The sequence below is a fragment of the Gordonia marina genome (genome assembly GCF_052036135.1).
Lineage (GTDB): Bacteria > Actinomycetota > Actinomycetes > Mycobacteriales > Mycobacteriaceae > Gordonia.
Window position 1 is genome coordinate 140,036 of sequence record NZ_JBPSDN010000002.1, and the last position, 24,930, is coordinate 164,965.

General features: G+C 70.2%; 21 protein-coding genes. 10 read left to right on the forward strand and 11 right to left on the reverse strand.

All coding sequences use genetic code 11. The features are described from left to right. The first annotated feature begins 57 nt into the window (after nucleotides 1–57). A complete protein-coding gene (gene rsmI / locus ACSEEN_RS01670; protein ID WP_440712106.1) occupies nucleotides 58–897 on the forward strand; it encodes a 16S rRNA (cytidine(1402)-2'-O)-methyltransferase in 840 nt (279 codons plus the stop codon). On the opposite strand, the gene ACSEEN_RS01675 is transcribed toward rsmI, so the two are convergent. The 4 genes from ACSEEN_RS01675 to ACSEEN_RS01690 form a co-directional block, all read right to left on the reverse strand. Beyond that, nucleotides 878–2,092, reverse strand: a complete 1,215-nt coding sequence (locus ACSEEN_RS01675; protein ID WP_440712107.1) for an aminodeoxychorismate synthase component I — start codon at nucleotides 2,090–2,092, stop codon at nucleotides 878–880. The genes rsmI and ACSEEN_RS01675 overlap by 20 nt on opposite strands. Nucleotides 2,093–2,574: 482 nt before the next feature. Further along, the gene (gene metG, locus ACSEEN_RS01680; RefSeq protein ID WP_247866536.1) at nucleotides 2,575–4,116 is read right to left on the reverse strand and encodes a methionine--tRNA ligase; all 1,542 of its coding nucleotides are present in this window, start codon (nucleotides 4,114–4,116) and stop codon (nucleotides 2,575–2,577) included. Nucleotides 4,117–4,129: 13 nt separating this feature from the next. Further along, nucleotides 4,130–6,412 (reverse strand): glycoside hydrolase family 65 protein, encoded by a 2,283-nt coding sequence (locus ACSEEN_RS01685; RefSeq protein WP_440712154.1) that lies wholly within the window; start codon nucleotides 6,410–6,412, stop codon nucleotides 4,130–4,132. Nucleotides 6,413–6,560: 148 nt separating this feature from the next. Further along, a complete protein-coding gene (locus ACSEEN_RS01690; RefSeq protein WP_298440503.1) occupies nucleotides 6,561–7,259 on the reverse strand; it encodes a beta-phosphoglucomutase family hydrolase in 699 nt (232 codons plus the stop codon). A 38-nt stretch (nucleotides 7,260–7,297) separates the two neighbouring features. Here ACSEEN_RS01690 and ACSEEN_RS01695 point away from each other — a divergent pair, with 38 nt between their 5' ends. From ACSEEN_RS01695 to ACSEEN_RS01720, 6 genes are all read left to right on the forward strand, one after another. Continuing rightward, complete coding sequence (locus ACSEEN_RS01695) at nucleotides 7,298–8,164, forward strand: PhzF family phenazine biosynthesis protein (protein ID WP_440712108.1); 867 nt, start codon at nucleotides 7,298–7,300, stop codon at nucleotides 8,162–8,164. Beyond that, nucleotides 8,161–9,039, forward strand: a complete 879-nt coding sequence (locus tag ACSEEN_RS01700) for a TatD family hydrolase (RefSeq protein ID WP_371307430.1) — start codon at nucleotides 8,161–8,163, stop codon at nucleotides 9,037–9,039. The genes ACSEEN_RS01695 and ACSEEN_RS01700 overlap by 4 nt, the downstream gene beginning before the upstream one ends. A gap of 89 nt (nucleotides 9,040–9,128) precedes the next feature. Then, the gene (locus ACSEEN_RS01705; protein WP_247866539.1) at nucleotides 9,129–10,241 is read left to right on the forward strand and encodes a resuscitation-promoting factor; all 1,113 of its coding nucleotides are present in this window, start codon (nucleotides 9,129–9,131) and stop codon (nucleotides 10,239–10,241) included. A gap of 22 nt (nucleotides 10,242–10,263) precedes the next feature. Further along, complete coding sequence (rsmA, locus tag ACSEEN_RS01710; RefSeq protein WP_247866540.1) at nucleotides 10,264–11,148, forward strand: 16S rRNA (adenine(1518)-N(6)/adenine(1519)-N(6))-dimethyltransferase RsmA; 885 nt, start codon at nucleotides 10,264–10,266, stop codon at nucleotides 11,146–11,148. Next, the gene (locus tag ACSEEN_RS01715; RefSeq protein ID WP_298440493.1) at nucleotides 11,145–12,062 is read left to right on the forward strand and encodes a 4-(cytidine 5'-diphospho)-2-C-methyl-D-erythritol kinase; all 918 of its coding nucleotides are present in this window, start codon (nucleotides 11,145–11,147) and stop codon (nucleotides 12,060–12,062) included. The genes rsmA and ACSEEN_RS01715 overlap by 4 nt, the downstream gene beginning before the upstream one ends. A 55-nt stretch (nucleotides 12,063–12,117) precedes the next feature. Beyond that, on the forward strand, nucleotides 12,118–13,953 hold the full coding sequence (locus ACSEEN_RS01720) for an ABC-F family ATP-binding cassette domain-containing protein (protein ID WP_440712109.1): 1,836 nt from the start codon (nucleotides 12,118–12,120) through the stop codon (nucleotides 13,951–13,953). A 14-nt stretch (nucleotides 13,954–13,967) separates the two neighbouring features. On the opposite strand, the gene ACSEEN_RS01725 is transcribed toward ACSEEN_RS01720, so the two are convergent. From ACSEEN_RS01725 to ACSEEN_RS01735, 3 genes are all read right to left on the reverse strand, one after another. Further along, entirely contained in the window at nucleotides 13,968–14,585 is a 618-nt protein-coding gene (locus ACSEEN_RS01725; RefSeq protein WP_440712110.1) for a TetR/AcrR family transcriptional regulator, read from the reverse strand. Nucleotides 14,586–14,735: 150 nt separating this feature from the next. After that, entirely contained in the window at nucleotides 14,736–15,959 is a 1,224-nt protein-coding gene (locus ACSEEN_RS01730; protein WP_440712111.1) for an adenylate/guanylate cyclase domain-containing protein, read from the reverse strand. 18 nt (nucleotides 15,960–15,977) lie between these two features. Next, the gene (locus tag ACSEEN_RS01735) at nucleotides 15,978–16,880 is read right to left on the reverse strand and encodes an SGNH/GDSL hydrolase family protein (protein WP_440712112.1); all 903 of its coding nucleotides are present in this window, start codon (nucleotides 16,878–16,880) and stop codon (nucleotides 15,978–15,980) included. 164 nt (nucleotides 16,881–17,044) lie between these two features. Here ACSEEN_RS01735 and ACSEEN_RS01740 point away from each other — a divergent pair, with 164 nt between their 5' ends. Continuing rightward, nucleotides 17,045–18,049 carry an enoyl-CoA hydratase/isomerase family protein gene (locus ACSEEN_RS01740; RefSeq protein ID WP_440712113.1) on the forward strand — a complete coding sequence of 335 codons (1,005 nt, stop codon included), beginning with the start codon at nucleotides 17,045–17,047 and terminating at the stop codon, nucleotides 18,047–18,049. A gap of 24 nt (nucleotides 18,050–18,073) precedes the next feature. On the opposite strand, the gene ACSEEN_RS01745 is transcribed toward ACSEEN_RS01740, so the two are convergent. Further along, nucleotides 18,074–18,763 (reverse strand): glutamine amidotransferase, encoded by a 690-nt coding sequence (locus ACSEEN_RS01745; RefSeq protein ID WP_440712114.1) that lies wholly within the window; start codon nucleotides 18,761–18,763, stop codon nucleotides 18,074–18,076. Continuing rightward, nucleotides 18,763–20,385 (reverse strand): peptide chain release factor 3, encoded by a 1,623-nt coding sequence (locus tag ACSEEN_RS01750; protein ID WP_440712115.1) that lies wholly within the window; start codon nucleotides 20,383–20,385, stop codon nucleotides 18,763–18,765. The genes ACSEEN_RS01745 and ACSEEN_RS01750 overlap by 1 nt, the downstream gene beginning before the upstream one ends. 174 nt (nucleotides 20,386–20,559) lie before the next feature. On the opposite strand from ACSEEN_RS01750, the gene ACSEEN_RS01755 reads away from it, so the two are divergent. Further along, nucleotides 20,560–22,149 (forward strand): HNH endonuclease signature motif containing protein, encoded by a 1,590-nt coding sequence (locus ACSEEN_RS01755; RefSeq protein WP_298445203.1) that lies wholly within the window; start codon nucleotides 20,560–20,562, stop codon nucleotides 22,147–22,149. A 56-nt stretch (nucleotides 22,150–22,205) separates the two neighbouring features. Continuing rightward, a complete protein-coding gene (locus tag ACSEEN_RS01760) occupies nucleotides 22,206–22,676 on the forward strand; it encodes an Rv1443c family protein (RefSeq protein WP_298445200.1) in 471 nt (156 codons plus the stop codon). A gap of 2 nt (nucleotides 22,677–22,678) precedes the next feature. On the opposite strand, the gene ACSEEN_RS01765 is transcribed toward ACSEEN_RS01760, so the two are convergent. Together ACSEEN_RS01765 and ACSEEN_RS01770 are read right to left on the reverse strand one after the other, a co-directional pair. After that, on the reverse strand, nucleotides 22,679–23,695 hold the full coding sequence (locus ACSEEN_RS01765; protein WP_247866551.1) for a beta-ketoacyl-ACP synthase III: 1,017 nt from the start codon (nucleotides 23,693–23,695) through the stop codon (nucleotides 22,679–22,681). A 62-nt stretch (nucleotides 23,696–23,757) separates the two neighbouring features. Beyond that, nucleotides 23,758–24,876 (reverse strand): beta-ketoacyl-ACP synthase III, encoded by a 1,119-nt coding sequence (locus ACSEEN_RS01770; RefSeq protein WP_440712116.1) that lies wholly within the window; start codon nucleotides 24,874–24,876, stop codon nucleotides 23,758–23,760. Nucleotides 24,877–24,930 lie beyond the last annotated feature (54 nt).

Consider the following 24,930-nt stretch of genomic DNA (forward strand, 5'->3'; position numbering starts at 1 on the left):
GATCGGCGACGGCGGGACTCACCAGGCCGATGGTAGAGGACGGGTAGCTTGGTGCAGGTGAGTGGAGCACTGGTGTTGGCCGGGACACCGATGGGGCAGGCCGGAGATGCGTCGCCGCGGCTGCGTGAAGCGCTCGGTTCGGCGGACATCGTGGCCGCCGAGGACACCCGCCGGGCACGCTCGCTCGCGGCCGCGCTGGACGTGACCATCGGCGGCCGGCTGGTCAGCTACTACGACCACGTGGAGGCGCAGCGCGCACCGCAACTCGTCGAGGCGATCGCCGGCGGGGCGACGGTGCTGCTGATCACCGACGCCGGGATGCCGTCGGTCAGCGATCCGGGATTCCGGCTGGTCGCCGCGTGCGCCGACGCCGGACTGCGGGTCACTTGCCTGCCGGGCCCGTCGGCCGTCACCACCGCGCTGGCGCTGTCCGCGCTGCCCTCCGAACGCTTCTGCTTCGACGGCTTCGCGCCGCGCAAACCGGGTGCCCGCCGCGACTGGCTCGCGTCCCTGCGCACGCAGCCGCGCACGGTGGTCTTCTTCGAATCGCCGCATCGCCTGGCGCAGACGCTGTCCGATGCGGCGCAGGTGCTCGGCCCCGACCGGCGTGGCGCGGTGTGCCGCGAACTGACCAAGACCTACGAGGAGGTGCGCCGCGGCGGCCTCGCCGACCTCGCCGAGTGGGCCGCCGGGGGCGTGAGGGGGGAGATCACCGTCGTGATCGCCGGGGCCTCCGCCGTCGACGACGAGGCGGACCTCGACTCGGTGGTGGCTCGTGCGGCCGCGCTCGCCGATGCCGGGACGCGCCTCAAGGACGCGTGCGAGCAGGCCGCCGCCGGGACTCCGTTCAGCCGCCGCGAGATCTACGAGGCGGTGCTCACCGCCCGCCGCGAGTGACGATCGAGGCCGCCTTGTCCAGGCACTCCTGCCATTCGGCGGTCGGGTCGCTGTCGTAGGTGATGCCGCCGCCGACGCCGAGGGCCATGGTGCCGTCCGGGGTGATCGCCACGGTCCGGATCGCGACGTTCAGGTCGAGGAGGCCGTCCGGGCCGGCGACGCCGACGGCGCCGCAGTAGACCCCGCGCGGATCACGCTCCCACTCCGCGATCAGCTCCGCGGCCCGGATCTTCGGCGTGCCGGTGACCGACGCCGGGGGAAAGGTCGCGGCCAGCAGATCGTCGTTGCCGACGGTCTCCGCGAGCGTCGCCGCGACGGTGGAGACCAGATGCCAGACACCGGGTGCGCCGACCACCGTGAGCAGGTCGGGAACGGTGACGCTGCCGGTGGCGGCGACCCGCCCGAGGTCGTTCCGCACCAGATCGACGATCATCACGTTCTCGGCGACGTCCTTGGCCGACGCGGCGAGCACCAGCGGGTCGACGTCGCGCGGCACGGTGCCCTTGATCGGCGACGACGTGACGCGTCCGCCCCGCCGGGACAGGAACGATTCGGGGGACAGACTCGCCACCGAGCCCCACTCACCGTGCAGGAAGGCGGCCTTCGCGGGGGTGGTGGCCGCGGCGAGATCGGCGAAATAGTCGTGCGGGCGGCCGTCGAGTGAGCCGGTGAACCGGGTGCAGATGCAGGCCTGGTACACCTCGCCGGCGGCGATCGCCTCGCGGCAGGCCGCGACGGCTTCCAGGTGGGGGTCGCGGTCGGGCGGGGTCCAGGTGGCGGTCCACCCGGGCGGAGCGGTGTCGGCGAAGTGCGGAGTCGGGCTTCCCGGTGAGCCCCGATTCGGCACTTCGAGAGTCTGGGCGACCCAGGCGGGGAGGGGCGCGCCGGCCGGGGACTCCCACGACCAGTCACCGTCGCGCAGGATCAGCATCCCGTCGGTCAGGCCGCCCGCGACCTCGGGGAGCGGGCCGGCGTCGCCGTGCACGGGAAAGCCCAGGTAGCCGAGCCAGAACCGGTCCGGCCGGTCGGGCGGGCGCAGGCCCGGGACGATCTCGATCGACGGCGCGATCACCGCATCGCCGTCGCACCAGTCGCCGATCAGGGCGGCGGGACCGGGGCGGCCGTCGGCCTCGGTGCGTGCGGTGAGGGCGCGGAAGAGGTCCAGTGCGGGCGGCGTTTCGGCACGGTTCGTCACGGGGGTGCCTTTCGACACGGGCCTCCTTCGTCGGCCCGGCACAAGTGGCGGGACACGGGCCTCCTTCGTCGGCCCGGCTCAAAGGGCGGCGTTTCGACACGGTTCGTCACTGCGTTCCTCACCGGCTCAACGGGCTTGGTCACTGCGTTCCTCACCGGCTCAACGGGCTTGGTCACTGCGTTCCTCACCGGCTCAACGGGCTTGGGTCACTGCGTTTCTCACCGGCTCAACGGGCTTGGGTCACTGCATTCCTCACCGGTTCAACGGGCTTGGGTCATTGCATTTCTCACCGGTTCAACGGGCTTGGGTCATTGCATTTCTCACCGGTTCAACGGGCTTGGGTCACTGCGTTCCTCACCGTAAGGGCCCGCTTCGGGTCACTGCGTTCCTCGCCGCCGGGGCGGGCTCGGGGTCGACAGCCCCTTGAGCCGCCGGCGAACGAAGTGAGTCGGCGTGTCGAAAGGACCATCGTGACGCGAGGCTCAGTCGGCGGTGGGGAGTTCGACGCGGGGGAAGACCGGTGCAGGCTTGGGCAGCGGGGTGCCCGGAAGCAGGCGCTTGTCGAGCGCGGCGAAGTCGCGGTCGTCGTCGCCCACGGCGAGCAGGTCGAGGACGGTGCCCGTCGCGGTCGGCATCACCGGCTGGGCGAGCAGCGTGACGATGCGGATCACCTCGGCGCACACATACAGCACGGTGGCGGTGCGCTCCAGATCGGTCTTGGCCAGCTTCCACGGCTCCTGCGCGGAGATGTAGCGGTTGGTGTCGGCGAGCGTCGACCACAGCGCTTCCAGACCGAGGTGGATGGCCTGGGCGTCGAAGTGTCCCCGGACGGTACCCAGCAGGGTGCCCGCGGCGTCGAGGAGCGCGCGGTCGTCGGCGGTGAACTCGCCCGGCTCCGGAACGGCCGAGTCGAAGTACTTGCCGATCATGCTCAGCGTGCGCTGCGCCAGATTGCCGTACTCGTTGGCCAGATCGGCGTTGATCCGGGTGACGATGGCCTCCGTCGAGTACGACCCGTCCTGCCCGTAGCTCACCTCGCGCAGGAAGAAGAAGCGCACCGGGTCGACGCCGAACCGGTCGATCAGCGAGTTCGGGTCGATCACGTTGCCGGTCGACTTGCTCATCTTCTCGCCCTTGTTGAACAGGAAGCCGTGCGCGAAGACCCGCTTGGGCAGTTCGATCCCCGCGCTCATCAGGAACGCCGGCCAGTACACGCAGTGGAACCGGATGATGTCCTTGCCGATGATGTGCAGGTCGGCAGGCCAGTAGCGCGCGAAGGTCTCGGGGTCGTCGGGGAAGCCCACGCCGGTCAGATAGTTGGTGAGGGCGTCGACCCAGACGTACATCACGTGGCCGTCGCCGTCCGGGACCGGCACCCCCCAGTCGAAGGTGGTGCGCGAGACGGACAGGTCGTTCAGGCCGCCGGCGACGAAGCTCGCCACCTCGTTGCGGCGCACGTCCGGCCCGATGAACTCGGGATGCTCGGTGTACAGCGCCAGCAACTTGTCCTGGTAGGCCGAGAGCCGGAAGAAGTAGGTCTGCTCCTCCGTCCAGGTCAGCACGTGCCCGTTCTCGACGGCGACGCGGTTGCCGTCGTCGTCGACCCGGGTGTCGTCCTCGACCACGAAGGTCTCGTCGCGGACGTCGTACCAGCCCGAATAGGAGTCGAGGTAGATGTCCCCGGCGTCGACCATGCGCTGCCAGATGGCCTGGCTGGCGCGGTGGTGGTCGTCGTCGGTGGTGCGGATGAAGCGGTCGAACGACGACCCCAGTCGCTCCTGCAGGTCCTGGAAACGGTCCGAGTTGCGGCGCGCGAGCTCGGCGGTGCCGATGCCTTCCTTCTCGGCCGTCTGCTGCATCTTCTGGCCGTGCTCATCGGTGCCGGTGAGGAACCGGACGTCGTAGCCGTCGAGCCGCTTGAACCGGGCCAGCGCATCCGCCGAGATGTACTCGTAGGCGTGCCCGATGTGCGGCACACCGTTCGGGTAGGCGATGGCGGTGGTGATGTAGAAGGGGGGGCGCATAGTGCGTCACAGATTACCGGCGGTAGGGGGCGCAGGCGATCGGCGGCTCCGGCGGCGTGCCCGGCTCGATCGCCGGGATCGGCTTGGTCACCGGAACATCGCTCAGCGTGAACCGTTCACCGAAGTGCGCCAGCTCGATCGGCGGGCCGTCGAGCAGCCGGTACGTGGCCTGGTCGGTGTCGACCGCGACGACGATCCGCGACTCCCGGATCAGCATCCGGAACGACATGTAGTTCAGCCGGGACGGCAGCCGCGGCGCGAAGGTGATGTTGCCGCCGAAGTCGCGCATCCCGCCGAAACCGGCGACGCAGTCGGTCCAGGCGCCGGCCAGCGCCGCGATGTGCAGGCCCGACGACACGTTGTTGTGTAGGTCGTGCAGATCGGTGAACACCGACTCGCACATCAGGTCGTAGGCCAGATCCAGGTAGCCGACCTCCGCGGCGGCCACGGCCTCGCAGCACGCCGACAGCGACGAGTCGCGCACGGTGATCGGGTAGTAGTAGTCGAACACCGCGCGCTTCTCCTCGGCGGTGAAGCTGTCGCCGAAGAGATAGGTCGCGAACACCAGATCGGCCTGCTTCACCACCTGCTTGCGGTACAGGTCGAAGTACGGGTAGTTGAGCAGCAGCGGGTACTTGTCGCGGGAGGCCTCGAAATCCCACTCGTCGAGCAGGGTGAAGGCCTCGCACTGCTGATGCACGCCGTGCGCCTCGTCGTACGGGATGGTCATGTGATCGGCGCACGACGCCCAGAACGTCACCTCGTCGTCGGTCACGCCGAGTTCCCGGGCCACCGACGGCTGCCGGTGCACGACGGCCACCGCGTCCCGAAGCGCTTGCTGCGCAGCGAGATTGGTGAACACGTTGTTGTTGACGATGGCGGTGTACTCGTCCGGTCCGGTGACCCCGTCGATGCGGAAGCGGCCGGCCGTGTCGTGGTGGCCGAAGCCGGCGAAGAAGCGGGCGATCTCCACGAGCAGTTCCACGCCGCACTCGACCTCGAAGGCCTCGTCGTTGGTGGCGCGCAGATAGCGGCCCGTCGCGTTGGCGATGTCCGCGGACACGTGCACGCCCGCGGTGCCGGCCGGCCAGTAGCCCGAACACTCGTCGCCGTCGATGGTGCGCCACGGGAACATGGCGCCGTGCTGGGCGAGTTCGGCGGCGCGGGCCTTGGCCTTGTCGAGCGTGGCGTGCCGCCAGCGCAGTTCCTCGCCGGCCGCGCCGGGCACCGTGTAGGTGAGCATCGGCAGCACGAAGCTCTCGGTGTCCCAGAACGTGTGGCCGTCGTAGCCGGGGCCGGTGAGCCCCTTCGCCGGGATCTGCCGGGACTGGCCGCGGGCGCCGGCCTGCAGCACGTGGAACAGGGAGAACCGGATCGCCTGCTGCAATTCGGGGTCGCCGTCGATCTCGATGTCGGCATCGCGCCAGAACTCGTCGAGGAACTCGGCCTGCTCGGCCTTCAGCGCATCCCAGCCGGTCTCGGCCGCCATCGCGAGGGCGGCCTCGGACTGGGCGCGGAGCGCGGGGACCGAGCGCCGCGCCGACCAGCCGTAGGCGACGTACTTGGTCAGCACCAGCTTGCTGCCCTGCGGGACGGCCGCCGCGACCGTCATCCGGGCCAGGTCGCCGTCGGCCCGGACGAAGACGTCGGCGTTGCCGGGCACATCGAGTTCGTGACCCATCGCCGCGGCCACCGTCAGGCCCGAACGCTTGGTGTGGTGCACCAGGACCGCCGAGGTTCCCTCGCAGTCGGCCAGCGCCGGGACCAGCGGCGCGTCGAGCGCGGCGGCCAGCCGGGGGTCGTTGCCGGGGAGCGGCACCGGCTCGTTGGCCAGCAGATCGGATTGCAGCACCAGTTTCATGTCCTCGCCGATCGGCTCCACCTCGTAGCGGGTGGCGACGATGGTCCGCTTGGTGAAACTCACCAGCCGTTCGCTGCGGATGCGGACGGTGCGCCCGGTCGGCGACGTCCACAGCGTGCTGCGCCGCAGTGTGCCGGTGCGGAAGTCGAGGACCCGCTCGTGGTCGACGGTCCGCCCGTAGCGCAGATCCATCGGCTCGTCCTCCACCAGCAGGCGGATGATCTTGCCGTCGGTCACGTTGACCACGGTCTGCCCGGACTCGGGATAGCCGTAGCCGCTCTCCGCGTACGGCAGGTCGCGGGCCTCGAAGAAGCCGTTGAGGTAGGTGCCCGGCTGGTCCACCGGCTCACCCTCCTCGAAGGTGCCGCGCAGCCCGATGTGGCCGTTGGACAGCGCGAACAGCGTCTCGGTCCGGCCGATCATGTCGACGTCCATCCCGCGCCAGCACAGCTGCCAGGGATTGATGTCGAAACCGTGCACCGGGTGGACGCCGTGCTGCGGGACGTTCGTCGGGTCGGTGTGGCTGGCGGTGTCGCCGTGCGTGCTGTGGGTCGGGGTGTCGACCATGGGACAGGCCTCCTGGCTACTCGGAGAGAAGGTCGTGGAGATCGTCGACGACGACGTCGGCGCCGGCTGCTCGCATCGCGTCGGCCTGGGTGCCGCCCACGCGATCGATCCCGACAACGTAGCCGAAGTGCCCGGCGGCGCCCGCCTGGACCCCCGAGATGGCGTCCTCGAACACGGCGGCCTGTTCCGGAGGCACCCCCATCAGTTCGGCGCCGCGCAGGTACGAGTCGGGCGCGGGCTTGCCGTTCAGTCCCTCGGCGACGATGGTGTTGCCGTCCACCCGCTGTTCCACGTAGCCGGTCAGCCCCGCGGCGTCGAGCACCAGCGCACCGTTCTTGCTGGAGGTCACCACCGCGATGCGCAGCCCCGCCGCGCGTGCCGCGTCGAGGTAGCGCACCGAACCCGGGTAGGGCGTCACCCCGTCGCGCTCCAGACTCGCGATGAAGGCGGCGTTCTTGCTGTCCGCGATCTGGTCGACCACGGCGTCGTCGACCGTGATGTTCCGGGACGCCAGGAAGCTCCGGACGCCGTCGATGCGGGGGCGGCCGTCGACGTAGTCGAGGTAGTCCTGATCGGTGAACGGCGCGCCGCCGCGCGGTCGCAGGAAGTCGTTGAACGCATCCCGCCAGGCGGTCATGTGCAGCGTCGCGGTCGTGGTGAGCACACCGTCCAGATCGAAGAGCAGGACGGTGATCGCAGGTGGTAGTCCGAGCACAATCGGAAACGCTACCCGCACCGGATACGCTGTGCCGGGTGACTGAGCGGCGATTCTTTCAGGTGGATGTTTTCGGTGACGGACCGGCGAGCGGCAACCCGGTCGCGGTGGTGTGCGATGCGGCGGATCTGACCGACGACGAGATGGCCCGCTTCGCGCGCTGGACCAACCTGTCGGAGACCACGTTCGTGCTGCCGCCGACCACCGGCGAGGCCGACTACCGGCTGCGGATCTTCACCCCCGGCGGCGAACTGCCGTTCGCCGGGCACCCCACCCTCGGTTCGGCGCACGCCTGGCTGGCGGCCGGCGGGACTCCGCGCCGCCGCGACTCCGCGGGCGCCGACCTGGTTCAGGAATGCGGTATCGGGCTGGTCACCGTGCGGCACGACGCCGCCGCCGACCGCTATGCGTTCGTCGCACCGCCGCTGACCCGCAGCGGCCCGGTCGACGACGCCGATCTCGACCGCGTCCGCGACGCCCTGGGCCTGCGACCCTCGGATGTGGTAGCCGCGAACTGGGTCAGCAACGGTCCGCCGTGGCTGGCGCTGCTGCTCGACGACGGCCAGACCGTCCTCGATCTGCGCCCGGACATGGGCGCGCTGGGCCCGGAGGACTTCGTCGGTGTGGTCGGGCCGTGGCGGGCGGGTGCCGGCCCCGACGGCGTCGACTACGAGGTCCGCGCTTTCATCCCCGGCGTCGGCGTGCCGGAGGACCCGGTCACCGGCAGCCTGAACGCCGGGATCGCGGTCTGGCTGCGCGGCGGGGGGCTGGTTCCGTCGTCGTACGTGGCCGCGCAGGGGACCGCGCTCGGCCGCACCGGCCGGGTGAGCGTCACGGACGACGGCGACCAGATCTGGATCGGCGGGCGGTGCGCGTCGGTGATCGCCGGGACGGTCGACCTGTGAGCGACGAGAGCAAGGAGCTGTCGGCCAAGGAGATCAAGCGCCGCAAGCGCCGGGAGCCGCCGCCGGACCCGGAACCGCTGCCCGGGCTGGTCGACGCGCACACCCACCTCGCGTCGTGCGGCGGGCGGACCGCCGAGTCCGTCGCCGAGATCATGGATCACGCCGAGCGGGCCGGTGTGGAGCAGGTGGTGACCGTCGCCGACGACATGGTCGACGCCCGCTGGGCGGTGGCCGCCGCGCACTGGGACCCGCGGGTCTTCGCGGCCGTCGGCCTGCACCCGACCCATGCGGCGGACCTGGACGACGCGGCGCGCGCCGAACTGGAGGAGATGGCGGCCGATCCGCGGGTCGTCGCGATCGGCGAGACCGGCCTCGACTACTACTGGACGGTGCATTCGGACACCTGCGCCGATCCGGCCACCCAGAAGGACGTCTTCGCCTGGCACATCGAGCTGGCCAAGCGCTCGGGCAAGCCGCTGATGATCCACAACCGGGACGCCGACCGCGACCTGCTCGACGTGCTCGCGGCCGAGGGTTCGCCGGAGACGGTGATCATGCACTGCTTCTCCGGGGATGTGCCGATCGCCCGCGAATGCATCGACCGCGGCTACCTGCTGAGCTTTTCCGGGACTGTGACGTTCGTCAACGCGGGTGAGCTGCGGCAGGCCGCGTCACTCACCCCGGACGAGCAGATCCTGGTGGAGACCGACGCGCCGTTCCTCACCCCGCATCCCTACCGTGGCCAGCCGAATCAGTCGTATTGCGTGCCGTACACGGCCCGGTGTCTGGCGGATGTCCGGGGCGTGTCTCCCGAACGGATGGCCCAGATCCTGGGGGCCAATGCCCGACGGGCGTACGGGATGCCGTTGCGGTAACGACGGTCTGTTCGTTACCGTACTGTGATCCCTTTTCGGGGGCCCGCCGGTCGGGACGGCGGGCTTGAGTGGTAAGCAGGTAGATTTTCTTGTCAGTTTTCACGCGCATCAATGCGACCAACTCGGTCAGCGCCCGCGTCGTCACCGGCGCGTTGCTGTTCACCGTCGCCGCCGGCGGCGCCACCGGCGCCGTCATGCACAAGGAACTGACCTTGACGATCGACGGTCAGAGCCGCGAGGTCTCCACCATGGCCTTCTCGGTGGGCGACGTCCTCGAGGCCCACGGCGTCCAGCCGAAGTCGGGCGACAAGGTGAACGTCGCGCTGTCGAGCATGCCGCACGACGGCCAGACCGTCGTCGTCGACCGGCTCAAGAGCGTCGAGCTCACGGTCGACGGCAAGCCGGAGATCGTGAAGACCCACAAGAACAACGTCGGCGAGATCCTCGCCGAGCAGGGCCTGACCCAGGCCGCCGTCAGCACCTCGCTGGACCATCGGGTGCCGGTGAGCGGCGGCGACGTCGACGTGATCCTGCCCAAGTCGGTGGTGCTCACCGACGCGGGCAAGACCGAGCGCACCGTCGTCGCGGCGAAGACCGTCGGCGACCTGTTCGAGCGCATCGGGAAGCCGCTGGCGCCCACCGACAAGGTGGTGCCCGCCGCGAGCACGCCGGTCACCAAGGGCATGACCATCAAGGTGACCCGTATCCGGACCGAGCAGAAGACCGTCGACGAGAAGGTCGCGCCGCCGGAGACCAAGACCGAGGACCCGACGCTGATCAACGGCAAGAAGGTCGTCGTGAAGCCGGGTACCCCGGGCAAGGCCACCGTCACGTACAACGTCACGACCGTGAACGGCAAGGTCACCAAGCGCGAGAAGGTCGGCGAGAAGGTCCTCGTCGCCCCGCAGCCGGCCACCGTCCGCATCGGCACCAAGCCGGGTGCCCCGCACGAGCCGTTCGGCGTCTGGGACGCGATCGCGCAGTGCGAGTCCACCGGCAACTGGGCCATCAACACCGGCAACGGCTTCTACGGCGGCATCCAGTTCACCCAGGGCACCTGGGATTCGTTCGGCGGCCAGGAGTACGCGCCGCGCGCGGACCTCGCGACGCGCGAGGAGCAGATCGCCATCGCCAAGAAGGTCCAGGCCGCGCAGGGCTGGGGCGCCTGGCCGCTGTGCACCTCGCGACTGGGTCTGCGCTGACACTGTTTGACACAATGCTCTGGTGAGTGACATAGCGGGCGTTCGGCTCCTCGGCCCGGGGCAGATCCGCGGCCTGGCCGCCGAACTCGGCGTCCGGCCCACCAAGCAGCTCGGCCAGAACTTCGTGCACGACGCCAACACGGTGCGCCGTATCGTCGCCACCTCCGGGGTCGGCCCCGACGACGTGGTGCTCGAGGTGGGCCCGGGTCTCGGTTCGCTGACGCTGGCACTGCTGGAGACCGCGGGCCGGGTGGTCGCCGTCGAGATCGATCCCGTGCTCGCCGCGCGTCTGCCGCGGACCATCGCCGAGTTCGCCCCCGGGCGGGCCGCCGACTTCGACGTGGTGACCGCCGACGCGATGACGGTGCTGCCCGCCGACCTCCCCGTGACGCCGACCGCGCTGGTGGCGAACCTGCCGTACAACGTCGCCGTGCCGGTGATCCTGCACCTGATGACGCACTTCCCGACGCTGCGCACCGTGCTGGTGATGGTGCAGGCCGAGGTCGCCGACCGGCTCGCCGCCGGCCCCGGGGGCCGTATCTACGGGGTGCCGAGCGTCAAGGCGCGCTACTTCGGCGACGTCAAACGCGCCGGGGCGATCGGCCGCAACGTGTTCTGGCCGGAACCGAAGATCGAGTCGGGGCTGGTGCGGATCGACCGGCGGGATCCGTTCGGCACCGACGAGGCGCAGCGGGCGGCGACCTTCGCCGTCATCGACGCCGCGTTCGCACAACGCCGCAAGACCATGCGTTCGGCGCTGGCCGGCTGGGCCGGCGGCGCCCCGCGCGCGGAGGAACTGCTGCGCGAGGCCGGCATCGATCCCGGAATCCGGGGCGAGCGGCTCGACGTCGCCGATTTCGTCCGGCTGGCGCGGGCGGCGGGCACCGATCCGGTGGCGACGCGATGATGGGCGGCGCGACGGCGCGCGTCCCGGCCAAGATCAACCTGCACCTCGGGGTGGGCCCGCTCCGCGAGGACGGCTACCACGAACTGAACACCGTCTTCTGCGCGCTCTCGCTGTACGACGACGTGACCGTGCGCGCCGCCGACGAGTTCTCGGTGACCGTGCGTGGCGAAGGTCAGCACGACGTGCCCGCCGACGCCACCAATCTCGCGGCCCGCGCGGTCGCGGCGATCGCCGAATACGCCCAGGTGCCCGACCCGCAGGTGGCCATCGAGATCGAGAAGCAGATCCCCGTCGCCGGGGGCATGGCCGGCGGCAGCGCGGACGCGGCCGGGGCACTGCTGGCCGCCGCGCGGCTGTGGCGGCTGGATCTGGACCGCGAGGAACTGCACGACCTCGCCGCGAGCCTGGGCAGCGATGTGCCGTTCAGCCTTCTCGGCGGCGCGGCCCTCGGTACCAACCGCGGTGAAGAACTGCTGCCGGTGCTGCACCGCGGCGAACTGCACTGGGTGATCGTGGCGGCGAAGGGCGGGCTCTCCACCCCGGCCGTCTACCACGAACTCGACCGGCTCCGGGCCGGTCGCGGGGAGACGGTGCCGCCACCGGAGCGGCCGGACGAACTCATCGTGGCGCTCGCCTCCGGTGACGTGCACGCGGTGGCGCCGCTGCTGCACAACGACTTGCAGCCGGCCGCGCTCTCCCTGCAGCCGCGGCTGCGGCGGACCCTGCGCGCCGGCGGCGAGGCCGGCGCGCTCGCCGGGATCGTCTCCGGCTCGGGCCCGACCTGCGTGTTCCTGTGCGACGGCGAGGACGCCGCCATCTCGGTGGCGACCGAGTTGTCCGGGCTGGGCGTCGCCAAGGCGGTGCGCACCGCGCACGGGCCGGTCCCGGGCGCGCGCCTCATCCCGGCGCACTGACCGCCGCATTCCCTGCTTGACGAAACGACCTGCTGGACGAAACGAATGGAGAACCATGGCCGCGGGCACCAACACCTCGCTGGTGATCGCCGAGAAGGTGAGTAAGAGCTTCGGCATCAAGCCGCTGCTCGACGAGGTGAGCGTCGGCGTGCACGAAGGTGAGCGGATCGGCGTCGTCGGCCTCAACGGCGGCGGCAAGACGACGCTCCTGGAACTGCTCGCCGGGATCACCGAGCCGGACTCCGGCCGGGTGACCCGGGTCGGCGGCCTGCGGATGGTGACGGTGACCCAGCGCGGCGAGCTGCCGTCCGGCGCCACGGTGTCCGAGGTGGTCCTGGGGGCGGACACCCCCGAGCACGAGTGGGCGTCGGACGCTCGGGTTCGCGGGATCCTGGCCGGGCTCGGCGTCGACGACATCCTCGACCGTCAGGTGCAGGAGCTGTCCGGTGGGCAGCGGCGGCGCGTCGCGCTGGCCGCCGCGCTGGTGACCGACGCCGATCTGCTGATCCTCGACGAGCCGACCAACCACCTCGACATCGAGGGCGTGGCCTGGCTCGCCGAGCATCTCAAGGCCCGCCGCAGCGCGCTGGTGGTCGTGACCCACGACCGGTGGTTCCTCGACACCGTCGCCGCCCGGACCTGGGAGGTCCACTCCGGCCGCGTCGACGAGTACGAGGGCGGCTACAACGACTGGGTGTTCGCGCGCGCCGAACGTTCACGGCTGGCCGACGCCGCCGAGGAACGGCGCCGCAACCTCGCCCGCAAGGAACTGGCCTGGCTGCGGCGCGGCGCTCCGGCGCGGACCTCGAAGCCGAAGTACCGCATCGAGGCGGCCGAGAGACTGATCGCGAACGTGCCGCCGCCGCGTGACACGGTGACGCTCTCCGCGTTCGCCAAGCGGCGGCTCGGGCGGGTGGCGATCGAGTTGGAGAACGCGCACCTCGACGCGCCGTCGAGCGCGGACGGCACCCCCGGCCGCACCCTGCTCGACGACACCACCTGGCGCCTCGCGCCGGGGGAACGGATCGGCCTGGTCGGCGTCAACGGTTCGGGGAAGACGACGCTGCTGCGCGCCCTGGCCGGGGAGGTGCCGGTGACCCCGGGGCGGCGGGTCGTGGGCAAGACCGTCGAACTCGGCTGGCTGCGGCAGGAACTCGACGACCTCGACGAGTCGATGCGCGTACTCGATGCCGTCGAGGAGGTCGCCGGACACATCATGCTCGGCGACAAGGAGCTGTCGGCCAGCCAGCTCGCCGAACGTCTCGGCTTCTCGCCGGCGCGGCAGCGTACGCCGATCGGCGACCTGTCCGGCGGCGAGCGCCGTCGTCTGCAGTTCACCCGCGTGCTGATGGCCGAACCCAACGTGCTGCTGCTCGACGAGCCGACCAACGACCTCGACATCGACACCCTGCAGCAGCTGGAGGATCTGCTCGACTCCTGGGCCGGGACCCTCGTGGTGATCAGCCACGACCGCTACTTGATCGAGCGCATCTGTGACTCGACGTGGGCACTGTTCGGTGATGAGAAGCTGACCAATCTGCCGCGGGGGATCGACCAGTATCTGGAGCGTCGGGCGGCACCGCTCCCGTCGCCCTTCGACGGCGCGTCGTCGCAGGCTCCGCCACGCCAGCTCAGGACCCGCGAGGTCGAGACTTCTGAGCGGTCGGGTCCCACCCCGGCCGAGCACCAGGCGGCCCGCAAGGCGATGAGCCGCGCCGAGCGGACCATGGAGAAGCTGGGTAAGCGGGAGGAGGAGCTGCACGCGGCGATGATCGACGCGGCCGTCGACCCCACCCGCCTCGCGTCGTTGAACGACGAGTTGCAGCTGGTCCTGGCGGACAAGGAGACCGCCGAGATGGAGTGGATGGACGCCGCCGAGATCCTCGGCTGAACGCCGGAGCGACACTAGTCCGCAGCGAGCCGTTCGACGATCTGATCGAAGTACTGCTGGATCGTGTCGGCCAGCGGCAGGGTCTTGTCGGTGTAGAACCATTGCAGCCGGATGCCGTCCAGAAAGGCGACCATCGCCCGGGCCTCCTGGTCGGGGTCGATGTCCGGGCGGATCTCGCCGTTCGCGATGCCGTCGTTGATCAGGGCGACGCCCAGTTTGTGGATCGAATGATAGCGGCGCTGCTCCCAGTCGTGGAACGGAGAGTCCTCGAGGAGGCCCTCCGTGCTCAGCACGATCGAGAACGCGGTCAGATCGGGGTCGGCCTCGACGACGGAGCCCCAGCCGCCGAGCGCGCTGATGGCCGTGAGTCCGCCCGGTTCGATCAGCGAGGCCAGCTGGTCCTGCTGACGCGTCGTCGCCCTCTCGAGCACGGCGGCGATCAGCGCGTTCTTCGTCGGGAAGTGGTGCAGAAGTCCGGCATCGGTGAGTCCGACACGGTCGGCGACGGCGGCGATCGAGGTACCGCGGATGCCGCGCGCGCCGAACAGGCCCACCGCGGCGTCGAGGATGTCGTCGAGCGTGGTCCGGGGTGGGCGCCCGACGGGCCTACGTGGCTCTGCGGTCGGTCGCATGGTCAGGAATCACTTCGACGGAAGGGCATTGGGCCGAGGATACCCGGGGGTGTAATCGTGCGGCCACCAGGTCCATACCTAGTCGCAGCTAGGTATGGTGACCACTCCGCGCGCGGCTCGTCATGCATCCACCGCCCTCGTGCGCCGGAATCAGGCCGGCCCGAGAAGGAACCACGTCCGCTGGTAGCCCTTGCCCTTGACCGGCACCACGCCGCGCGGCTCGAATCTGAACTCACCGGCGAGCCGGTCCCGGACGGACTCGGGCACCTGGATCCGGTCGGGCTCGCCGGTGGACTCCATGCGGGAGGCGAGGTTCACCGCGTCGCCCCAGACGTCGTAGAAGAACTTCCGGGAGCCGACCACGCCGGCGACCACCGGGCCGTGCGCGAGGCCGATGCGCAGATGCATCGGCCGGCCGTCGGGGCCGGGTACCCGGGCGCACTCGGCGCGCAGGTCCAGCGCGAAGCGCGCGAGCGATTCCAGATGGTCCGGCCGCGGGAGCGGAACCCCGCTGACCACCATGTACGAGTCGCCGGTGGTCTTGATCTTCTCCAGCCCGTGCCGGTCGGTCAGGCGATCGAGGGTCGAATACAGCCGGTTGAGGAAGTGCACGACGTCGGCCGGCGTGTTGTGGCTGGACATCTCGGTGAACCCGGCGATGTCGGCGAACAGGATCGAGGCGTCGTCGTAGGTATCGGCGATCTCGCCGGGATCGGGCCGCTTGAGCCGATCGGAGACGCTGCGCGGCAGAATGTTGTCCAGGAGATCCTCGGAGCGGTCGTACTGCTCCTCGAGGGCGGCCTCGGTGCGCCGGATCTGCCGCATGCCGAACGCCATCACATAGGCGGCCAGTCCACCCGCCGCGAGCGTGTTGACCACGAACCCGGTGGTCATCAGCCAATCGGGTGCCAGCCCGGTGTCGTACGGAACGCGGAAATGCAGCACCGACACGGCGGTCGAACAGACGACGAGGCTGACGGCCGTGTAGGGGCCCCGCGCGCCGCCGACGATCATCGGCACTCCGGCGGCCATCGCGAAGAAGTAGAAGAGCAGTCCGGACGAGGTGCCCAGATACACGGTGAGTGCGCACAGCGTGGCCGTGGCGAGCACGAAGAACGCGACGGCGGGAATGAGCGGACCGAACCGGCGCAGCGACGGCACCAGCAGCAACGCGAGGCCGGCGACGACGTTCACGATCGTGACCGCCGACGGCCCGCCGAACGTGGCGCCGGCGGCGGCGAAGCCGACGTTCACCGCGGCGGCGCCATAGGAAGCGCGGGACACGAGTTGTTGCCGGCGGGCCGCGTCGTCGGGCGGCCCGGAGGCGTGCGGCTCCCGCAGACAACGGGTCAGCGTCTCGTCGCGGGCGGGCACGGGGCGTCGCCTATCCGGTCACCGGATGATGACGCGGTCGACGAGGCGGGCGATCTCGGTCGACCCGGCGTGGTTGAAATGCCACTTCAGGGTGCCGTCCTCGTTGGTCTGACCCTCGAACCACGGATCGGTCCGGTTGCAGGCGTCGCGGCCCACCGAGAGGTTCTGGATGTCGATGAAGCTGCCGTCGACGCTTTCGGCGACGGCGCGCAGAATCGTGTTCGCGCGGTCGAACACCCCGCGCATCCAGGCGGCGTCGCCGTCCGGCAGCGGGACCGCCGGGAAGCAGCCGTTCTCGCCGACGAATCCGCCGATGCCGACCATCACGATCTGCGCGCGCGGCTCGTGGGCGCGGATCGCCTTCAGAGCGGCGTGGGCGTCGCGGTCCATCTTGGCCAGCCGGGTGTCGACGAGCTGGGCCATGTCGGCCCGGCCGCGGCAGTTCTTGTCGTCCCCGGCCGTGCGCACCAGGCATTTGCCGAGGATCGACGGCCATCCCATGTCGTTCCCGCCGATACTGACGGTGAGCAGCTGTGCGCCCGCCGGGATCTGGGTGACCTGCGGCGGTCGCGGGTAGTACGGCGCCTGCTGGGCCGTCGACCACAGGTTGGGGCTGGTGGCCCCGGCGCACGAGGTGTCGGTGAAGCTGCTCGGGCGCAGGGTGGCGCGCAGGATCTCCGGGTAGCTGTCGGCTGAGCGCAGACAGCCGAGGTAGTACCCGAGCGTCGGCGTGCGGTGCGTGCCGGCGGCGCGCGAATCGCCCATCGCGACGTAGGGGCCGCCGGTATACGGCTGTACCTTCGACGCGGGCGGCGGCACGGGCTCGGCCGGTGCGGGTTCGGCTCGCACCGAGGCTCCCGGAACCAGGACGGCGCCCAGCACCAGGGCCGCCGTCAGGGCGGCGCGCAGTGGTCGTCGCATCGTGTCCTCGCCGGAGATCGAACAGGTTGGTGAGGGCCGCTTCCCCGACGGCCCACAAGAGAAGGACTCTGCCAGACTTGTTACTGAAGTGACAGATGTGGTTATCGAACGGCGACCGAAGCGTGATGTCGGCGACCACACCGCTCTGCGCTAGCGTGGGGCCCATGTCGTTCATTCGCACCTCGGTCGGCAACGGTGTCGGCGAAATCATCCTGGACCGCCCGAAGGCGCTCAACGCGCTCGATCAGACGATGATCGACGACATGCATCGCGTGCTCCTCGAATGGGGCGACGACGACGCGATCGAGACCGTGCTGGTGACCTCGGCGAGCCCGCGGGCGTTCTGCGCGGGCGGCGACATCCGGGAGATCCGGACCAACGCCCTCGCCGGCGACACGGCCGCGATCACCCGGTACTTCGCCGGTGAGTACGGGCTCGATCAGCTGGTCGCCGAGTATCCGAAGCCCTACATCGCGCTGATCGACGGCGCGGCGATGGGCGGCGGCCTGGGCATCAGCGTTCACGGCGAACTGCGGATCGTCACCGAGAACGCGCTCATCGCCATGCCGGAGGTCGGGATCGGCTTCTTCCCGGATGTGGGCTCCACGTACTTCCTGCCGCGGCTGCCCGAGGGCGTCGGCATGTGGATGGGTCTGACCGGCGCGCGGATCCGCGGTGCCGACGCGGTGGCGCTGGGCCTGGCGACGCATTACGTTCCGTCCGCCGACCTGGACGGTGTGGCGCAGCGGATCCGCGACGGAGCCGGGCTGGCCGACGCGCTCGCCGAGTACCGCGAACCGGTGACCACCGACCTCCCGCTGACCAAGATCGCGAGCTACTTCCCGCTCGGCGCCGATCCGGTGGCGATCCTCGGGGGCCTGCAGGGCGCCGTCGGCGACGAGTGGTGCGACGAGATGGCCACGCTGCTGCAGGCGGCGTCGCCGACCAGCGTCGCGGTGACCGCCGCCCTGCTGGAAGCGGGGGCGCAGAGCTCGCTCGCCCAGTGTTTGGAGCGGGAGCTGCACGCCGCCGAGCAGATCACCGTGACACCCGACTTCGCCGAGGGCGTGCGCGCGGTGCTGGTCGACAAGGACCGGAACCCGTCGTGGACGCCGGCCACGCTCGACGAGGTGGATCCCGCCGTCGTCGCCCGGATCGTCGGCGAGTGACCGGCCGCGCCGGACCCGGCCGACTCAGAGCTGATCGAGCCAGTCGTGGACGACGGCCCGTGCGGCCCCGGCGAGCCGGGGCCCGGCCACGGCCGCGTCGGCGCGGATCTGCCGGGGATCGTGGCCGGTGGCGGCCAGCTCGTGCGCGTGCCCGATCAGCCAGCGCTCGATCCGGGTGTGGTCGGCCTCCAGATGGAATTGCAGGCCCAGCGCGGTGGCACCGTAGGCGAACGCCTGGTTCGGGAAGCCGGGCGTCTGCGCGAGGCGCCGCGCTCGGTCGGGAATGCCGAACTGGTCGCCGTGCCAGTGCAGCACCGGGATCCCGTCCAGCGGAGCCAGCACCGAGTCGCGGCCGTCGGCGGTGAGCGTCAGCGCGCCGTACCCGATCTCGGTGCGTCCGGTCGGCTCGACGGGCGCACCGAGCGCGTCGGCCATCAGCTGGGCCCCGAGACAGACCCCGAGGGTCGGGCGGCCGGCGCGCAGTCGTGCCGCGAGGGCCGCCTTCTCGTCGTGCAGGAACGGGTACGCCGGGGTGTCGTACACGCCGATCGGGCCGCCGAGCGCGACCACCAGATCGGCATCGAGCACGGACGACTGCTCGATCGGATCGAGGCCCGCGTCGAGGTAGTCGACGGTGTGCCCGCGCTCGGCCAGGACCCCGGCGATCAGGCCGAGATCCTCGAAGGCGACGTGGCGGATCGCGAGCGTGCGCATCAGTCGGCCGCGGCCACGAGCGGAGCCAGCGTCAGCGCCGGGAACTCCTTCTCGATGAACTGCAGCCGCCACTTGTCACTGAACAGCGCCAGGATGGCGCCGTCGCTGCGGGTGAAGACCTCGACGCCGCGCTGGCGGGCGAGTTCCGGCGCGCTCGCCTCGTCGGTCCGGCGGGCCAGCGAGTAGCCGAGCGGTTCGATGATGGTGTCGACGTTGAACTCGGCCTTCATCCGGGCGGTCACCACCTCGAACTGCATGGGCCCGACGGCGGCCAGCACCGGGGAGGCGTCGCCGCGCAGGTCGTTGCGCAGCACCTGCACCACGCCCTCGGCGTCGAGCTGATCGATGGCCTTGCGGAACTGCTTGTACTTGTCGGCGGTGGTCACCCGTAGTGACGAGAAGTGCTCCGGCGCGAACGACGGGATCGGCGGATACTGCACCTTCGGGTCGATGTACAGGGTGTCGCCGGGGGCGAGGGCCATCGCGTTGACCAGGCCGACCACGTCGCCCGGATAGGCGGTGTCGACGGTGGAGCGGTCGCGGCCGAAGACGGCCTGCGCGTACTTGGTGGCGAACGGTTTGCCGGTCTGCGCGTGCGTCACCACCATGCCGCGCTCGAACTCGCCCGACACGATCCGCATGTAGGCGAGCCGGTCCCGGTGACTGGAGTCCATCCCGGCCTGCACCTTGAAGACGACGGCGCTGAACGGGTCGGTCACGCCGCGCTCGGCGCCGTCGATTCCGGTCCGCCCGGCCGGCGGCGGGGCGAACTCGACGAGCGCCTCCAGCAGCTGGCGGACGCCGAAGTTGAGCATCGCGGAGGTGAAGATCATCGGCGAGGTCTGCCCGGCCAGGAACATCTCCTGGTCGTGGTCCTGGCCCATCTCGCCGAGGAGTTCACTCTCCTCGACGGCGGCGGTCCAGGCGTCGCCCTCGGCGTCGTGCGCGGCGGCGGGGGAGAGGATCTCCTCCGGCGCGATCTTGGAACCGCCCGCGGTGCGGGTAAACTTGATGAACTGCCCGGTGCGACGATCCAGCAGCCCGCGGTAGTCGCCCGCGATGCCGACCGGCACGTACAGCGGGGTCGGGATGAGGCCGATGCGGTCGGTGATCTCGTCGATCAGTTCCAGCGGCGACTGGCCCGGCCGGTCCCACTTGTTGATCACGGTGATCACCGGGATGCCGCGGTGGCGACAGACCTGGAACAGTTTGAGGGTCTGCGGCTCCAGACCCTTGGCGGCGTCGATCAGCATCACCGCGGCGTCGACGGCGGTCAGCACCCGGTAGGTGTCCTCGGAGAAATCCGAGTGGCCGGGCGTGTCGACCAGGTTGATCACGTTCGGCTCGTCCGGCTCCGGTGCGTCCCCGTCGGCGCCGGTCGGCGTGTAGTTGAACTGCAGGGCCGTGGAGCTGACCGAGATGCCGCGGGCCTTCTCCATCTCCATCCAGTCCGAGACGGTGGCGCGGCGCCCGCCCTTGCCGTGCACGGCGCCCGCTTCGCTGATCATGCGCGCGTGCAGTGCCAGCGCCTCGGTCATGGTCGACTTACCGGCGTCCGGATGGGAGATGATCGCGAAGGTCCGGCGGCGCCTGACCTCGCGGGCGATGGACTCTGAACTCACCTGTCCACGCTATCGGGCGCGCCCGTGGTCAGGCAAAACGCGGCACGTGACGGAAGCTGGCATGAAATTATACTCGAAAGTAAGTTCTAGTCTTCTGTTGCATACACATCACAGTGTGCGTATTCTTTGGGGTAGGGGAAGAACCATTCCCGATCGGCCGGAAGGGGGTCCGTGATGTGTGACGACGACGCGTTCGACGCTCGCGGCCTCCTGGCCGGTCTCTCGCCCGCCGAGCTGGTGGCAGTGATCGGTGCCGCCGAAGGCTCCTTGGCCGAAGCGCCGCTGGCCGCCCTCTCCGAGGACGGCCTTCTCGATCTGCTGGAGTCGCGGGAGCAGGCCCGCCGAATGGGTGTGGCCGTCGATGCGGCCTTGTTCGTGGAGATCTCCGACCGCGGCGCCTGTGCGCGGGCCGGGTACAACACCATGCACCAACTACTCACCCAGGGTCTGCGGATCGGGGAAGGCGAATCCCGGCGCCGCCGGGCCGTGGCGGCCTCGATCGGCCGGTTCACCGCGATGACCGGCCAGCGCCGCGACCCGAAATACCCGGCGACCGCCGCCGCGGTCGCCGAAGGAGCGATCGGTGAGACGCATGTGTCGGTGATCGAGGAGGTGATGGACAAGGTCCCCGCCTCGGTCGACCCCGCCGAACGGGCGAAGGCCGAGGCGATGCTGGTCGATGCCGCCCGGACGTTGAATCCGTCCGGGGTGACGATGGTGGGTAACCGGATCCTCGCTTACCTGGACCCCGACGGCACCCTCGCCGACGACAACGACCGTCAGCGGCAGGCCAAGTTCCGGCTCTCCGCACAGGACCGGCAGCTGATGAGCGCGGTGCAGGCGCGGATGGACCCGGAACTACGCGCCGAGTTCGAGGTCGTGTTCGGCTTGTGGGCCGCCCCGGGTATGAACAACCCCAACGACCCCGACTCCCCGCACGGCGCTGTCGACCAGCCCGGCCTGGACCCCGCCGTCGTGGCGGCCGCGGCCGAACGTGATGACCGGCTGTTGGGCCGCCGCCAGCACGATGCGCTCAAAGCGCTGTTGAGGTGGGTCAACGCCCAGTCCTCCCACGCCCGGCCCGGGAGTCTGCGCAATCAGATCGTGGTGACCGTCACCGACGAAGACCTGGCCCGGCAGGCGGGGGTCGCGTGGACCGCGACCGGGACCCGCATGCCGGTCACCGATCTGGTGAAGATCGCCGCCGACACGGTCCCGTATCTGGCGGTGTTCTCCACCGCGACCGGCCAGCCACTCTACCTCGGGCGGGCGCATCGTCTGGCGTCGCGGGCACAACGACTCGCGCTGTTCGCCCGGGACCGCGGCTGCACCGCCCCGGGCTGCACCCGCCCATTCACCCAGACGCAGATGCATCACATGCCCGACTGGCAAGACGGCGGACCCACCGACATCGACCACCTCGGCGGGGCCTGCGGCAAACACAACCGGTGGAACGGCCAACAACCCGGCGACTGGGAATCCAAGGTTCTCACCGGCGGCCCGGACACCGGCCGGGTCGGGTGGCGCCCGGTCGGGCGAGAAGGCCCGTGGATCGTGAACCCGCTGTTCCATCCCGACAAACTCCGGACCGGCCCGGACACCCCGGAAGAAGACCGCAGTCCGCCGCCGATCGTGAATCACCGACTCGGGGAGGATGCGCAGCACGGCGTCGAAGGGCGCCCCGGCGGGCTCGTCGCATCTCAGCCGGCGGACCGCACGACGTCCGGTGTCGAAGCGCTCCTCGAACAGCACCTGGCAGCCTGACCACCAGCGCGTGGCCGGGCCACCAGGGCACTAATGATAGTGATTATCATGAAAGCATGAAGCGCACTTGGCAGTTCCGGCAGAGCAGTGAGATCGCTGCGGACAGCACGGCGGTGTGGGCTCGGGTGGTCACTCCCGAGGGCATCAACGACGAGATGCGGCCCTGGATGACGATGTCCGTGCCGGGCGGCGCCGAGGACGTCACCATCGACAGCCTCGAGATCGGCCGGCCGATCGGCCGCGCCTGGCTCCGGCTGTTCGGCGTCGTCCCGTACGACTTCGACCACCTGTCGATCGCCGAACTCGATCCGGGCCGCCGCTTCCGCGAGGAGTCCACGATGATCAGCATGCGGCGCTGGACGCACGAGCGGACCGTCGAACCGATCGACGGCGACCGAACCCGGGTCAGCGATGTCATCACCTTCGGGCCCCGGATCGGGCTGGTCGTCGCGGGGCCGCTCCTACAGCGCGTCCTGGCGGCGTTCTTCCGGCACCGGCACCGCAGGCTGGCGGCGCATTTCCGCTGATCTCACTCGAAGGGGATGGGCGGCATGGTGACCACCTGCGCGGCGTAGCTCAGGCCGGCGCCGTAGCCGAGGAGGAGCGCGGTGTCACCGGGCTTGGCGGCACCGGTCGACAGCAGCTGCTCCATGGCGAGTGGGATGGAGGCGGCCGAGGTGTTGCCGGTCGTCTCGATGTCGTTCGCGACCACCGTCGTCTCCGGGAAGTGCAGATTCTTGGCCAGCAGGTCGTTGATGCGTGAGTTGGCCTGATGCGGCACGAAGACGTCGATCTGGGCGGCGTCGACCTTGGCCGCGTCGAGCGCCTTCTGGGCGGCCTTGCCCATCTCGAACGCGGCCCAGCGGAACACCGCCGTGCCCTCCAGCCGCAGATAGGGGCGCTGGACCCGGTCGCCGTCGAGGAAGGTGACCCAGTCGATGTCCTGCCGGATCGCGTTGTACTGGCTGCCGTCGCTGCCCCAGACCACCGGCCCGAGTTCCAGCTGCTTGGTCGGACCGATCACCACGGCGCCGGCGCCGTCGCCGAAGATGAAGCAGTTGGTCCGGTCGGTCATGTCCAGCGCGATCGAGAGCTGCTCGGCGCCGATCACCAGCACGTGGGTCGCGCTGCCGCCGCGCACCATGTCGGCGGCCAGCGACATCGCGTAGCCGAAGCCGGCGCAGCCGACCGTCACGTCGAACGCGGGCACCCCGTTCGCGCCGAGTTCGGTGGCGATCTTGGTCGCGCCGGCCGGGGTCAGCAGCAGGTGCGTGTTGGTCGCCAGGATCACCGCGTCGATGTCCGCGCCGTTCAGCAGCGCGTTCGCGATGGCCTTGCGGCCGGCCTGCACGCCCATCTGGATGACGTCCTCGTCGCGCCGCGCGAAGCGGCGGCTCTTGATGCCGGTCCGCGTGTAGATCCACTCGTCGGACGAGTCGATGTGCTCGCAGATCTCGTCGTTGGTGACTACACGCTCGGGGCGGTAGGCGCCGATCCCGAGCATGCCGAACGTCGTGAGTCCCGAAGGCTGGGCGATTTCCACCATCGTCCCAATGTGGCACGCACGACGGCTACTTGGAAGTAGCACACGCCGATCCGGCGCGCGTCTCAGGCGTCGATGGCGGCGAGATGGGCGGCGAGCGGGCCGACCGGCTGCGAATCGAGAGTGTCGAAGCTGGAGATCTTCGGCGCCGGCGGAAGGGTGACGACGGCGCCCGCGTAGCTCAGGCCCGCGCCGAAGCCGAGGATCAGTGCGGTGTCGCCGCCCTTGGCCTTGCCGGTGGCGAGCATCTCCTCGATGGCGAGGGGGATGGAGCCGGCCGAGGTGTTGCCGGTGTTCTCGATGTCGTTGGCCATCGGCAGGTCGTCGGGGAAGCCGAGGTTCTTCTTCATCAGGTCGTTGATGCGGGCGTTGGCCTGGTGCGGCACGAAGACGTCGATGTCGTCGACGCCGGCGCCGGACTCGGTCAGCAGCGCGGTCAGCGCCTTCGGTAGCGTCACCGCGGCCCAGCGGAACACGCGCGGGCCCTCCATGTAGATCACCATCCGGCCGACCGGATCGGTCTCCGGGCCCTTGCCCTGGTACTCGACGGCGCGGGCCATGTAGGCGACGGTGTCGATGTTCTGAGCGATCGCCTCGGCGTTCTCACCGTCACTGCCGGACACGATCGGCGAGATGCCGTTCTCCTCGGTCGGGCCGATCACCACGGCGCCGGCGCCGTCGCCGAAGATGAAGCCCGTGCTCCGGTCCTCGGGATCGAGGCCGACCGACATCGTCTCGGCGCCGATCACCACCGCGTAGGTCGCGCTGCCGGCCCGGATCGCGTCGGTGGCGGTGCCCAGTGCGTAGCCGAAACCGCCGCAGCCCGCGGAGACGTCGAACGCGGCGATGCCGTTGAGGCCGATGTCGGCGGCGAGGATCGGGGCGCCGTGCGGGGTGTTCGACGGCCAGCTGCTGGTGGCGAACACCAGCAGGTCGATCTTCTCGCGATCGATCCCGGAGTTGACGATCGCGCGCTCGGCGGCCTGACCGGCCAGCAGGCGCATGTCCTCGTCGCCGCTGATCCAGCGACGGTTGCGGATTCCGCTGCGTTCGAAGATCCACTGGTCGGACGAGTCCATCACCTTGCACAGCTCGTCGTTGCTGACGAGCCGGGCCGGCCGATAGGCGCCGATACCCAGCATCGACACATTCTGATGGCCCTCGGGGGTGACCAGCTTCGCCACGCTGCATTCCTGTCTGTCGTGGACCGGCGTCCGTGCACGTCGTCCTGGTTACGA

Coding starts and splice junctions, on each gene's coding strand:
- ACSEEN_RS01755 (WP_298445203.1), top strand. CDS start 20,560: ATGTGTGACGACGACGCGTTCGACGCTCGCGGCCTCCTGGCCGGTCTC.
- ACSEEN_RS01715 (WP_298440493.1), top strand. CDS start 11,145: ATGATGGGCGGCGCGACGGCGCGCGTCCCGGCCAAGATCAACCTGCAC.
- ACSEEN_RS01765 (WP_247866551.1), bottom strand. CDS start 23,695: ATGGTGGAAATCGCCCAGCCTTCGGGACTCACGACGTTCGGCATGCTC.
- ACSEEN_RS01760 (WP_298445200.1), top strand. CDS start 22,206: ATGAAGCGCACTTGGCAGTTCCGGCAGAGCAGTGAGATCGCTGCGGAC.
- ACSEEN_RS01745 (WP_440712114.1), bottom strand. CDS start 18,763: ATGCGCACGCTCGCGATCCGCCACGTCGCCTTCGAGGATCTCGGCCTG.
- ACSEEN_RS01725 (WP_440712110.1), bottom strand. CDS start 14,585: ATGCGACCGACCGCAGAGCCACGTAGGCCCGTCGGGCGCCCACCCCGG.
- metG (WP_247866536.1), bottom strand. CDS start 4,116: ATGCGCCCCCCCTTCTACATCACCACCGCCATCGCCTACCCGAACGGT.
- ACSEEN_RS01740 (WP_440712113.1), top strand. CDS start 17,045: ATGTCGTTCATTCGCACCTCGGTCGGCAACGGTGTCGGCGAAATCATC.
- ACSEEN_RS01735 (WP_440712112.1), bottom strand. CDS start 16,880: ATGCGACGACCACTGCGCGCCGCCCTGACGGCGGCCCTGGTGCTGGGC.
- ACSEEN_RS01720 (WP_440712109.1), top strand. CDS start 12,118: ATGGCCGCGGGCACCAACACCTCGCTGGTGATCGCCGAGAAGGTGAGT.
- ACSEEN_RS01685 (WP_440712154.1), bottom strand. CDS start 6,412: ATGGACGTCGACATGATCGGCCGGACCGAGACGCTGTTCGCGCTGTCC.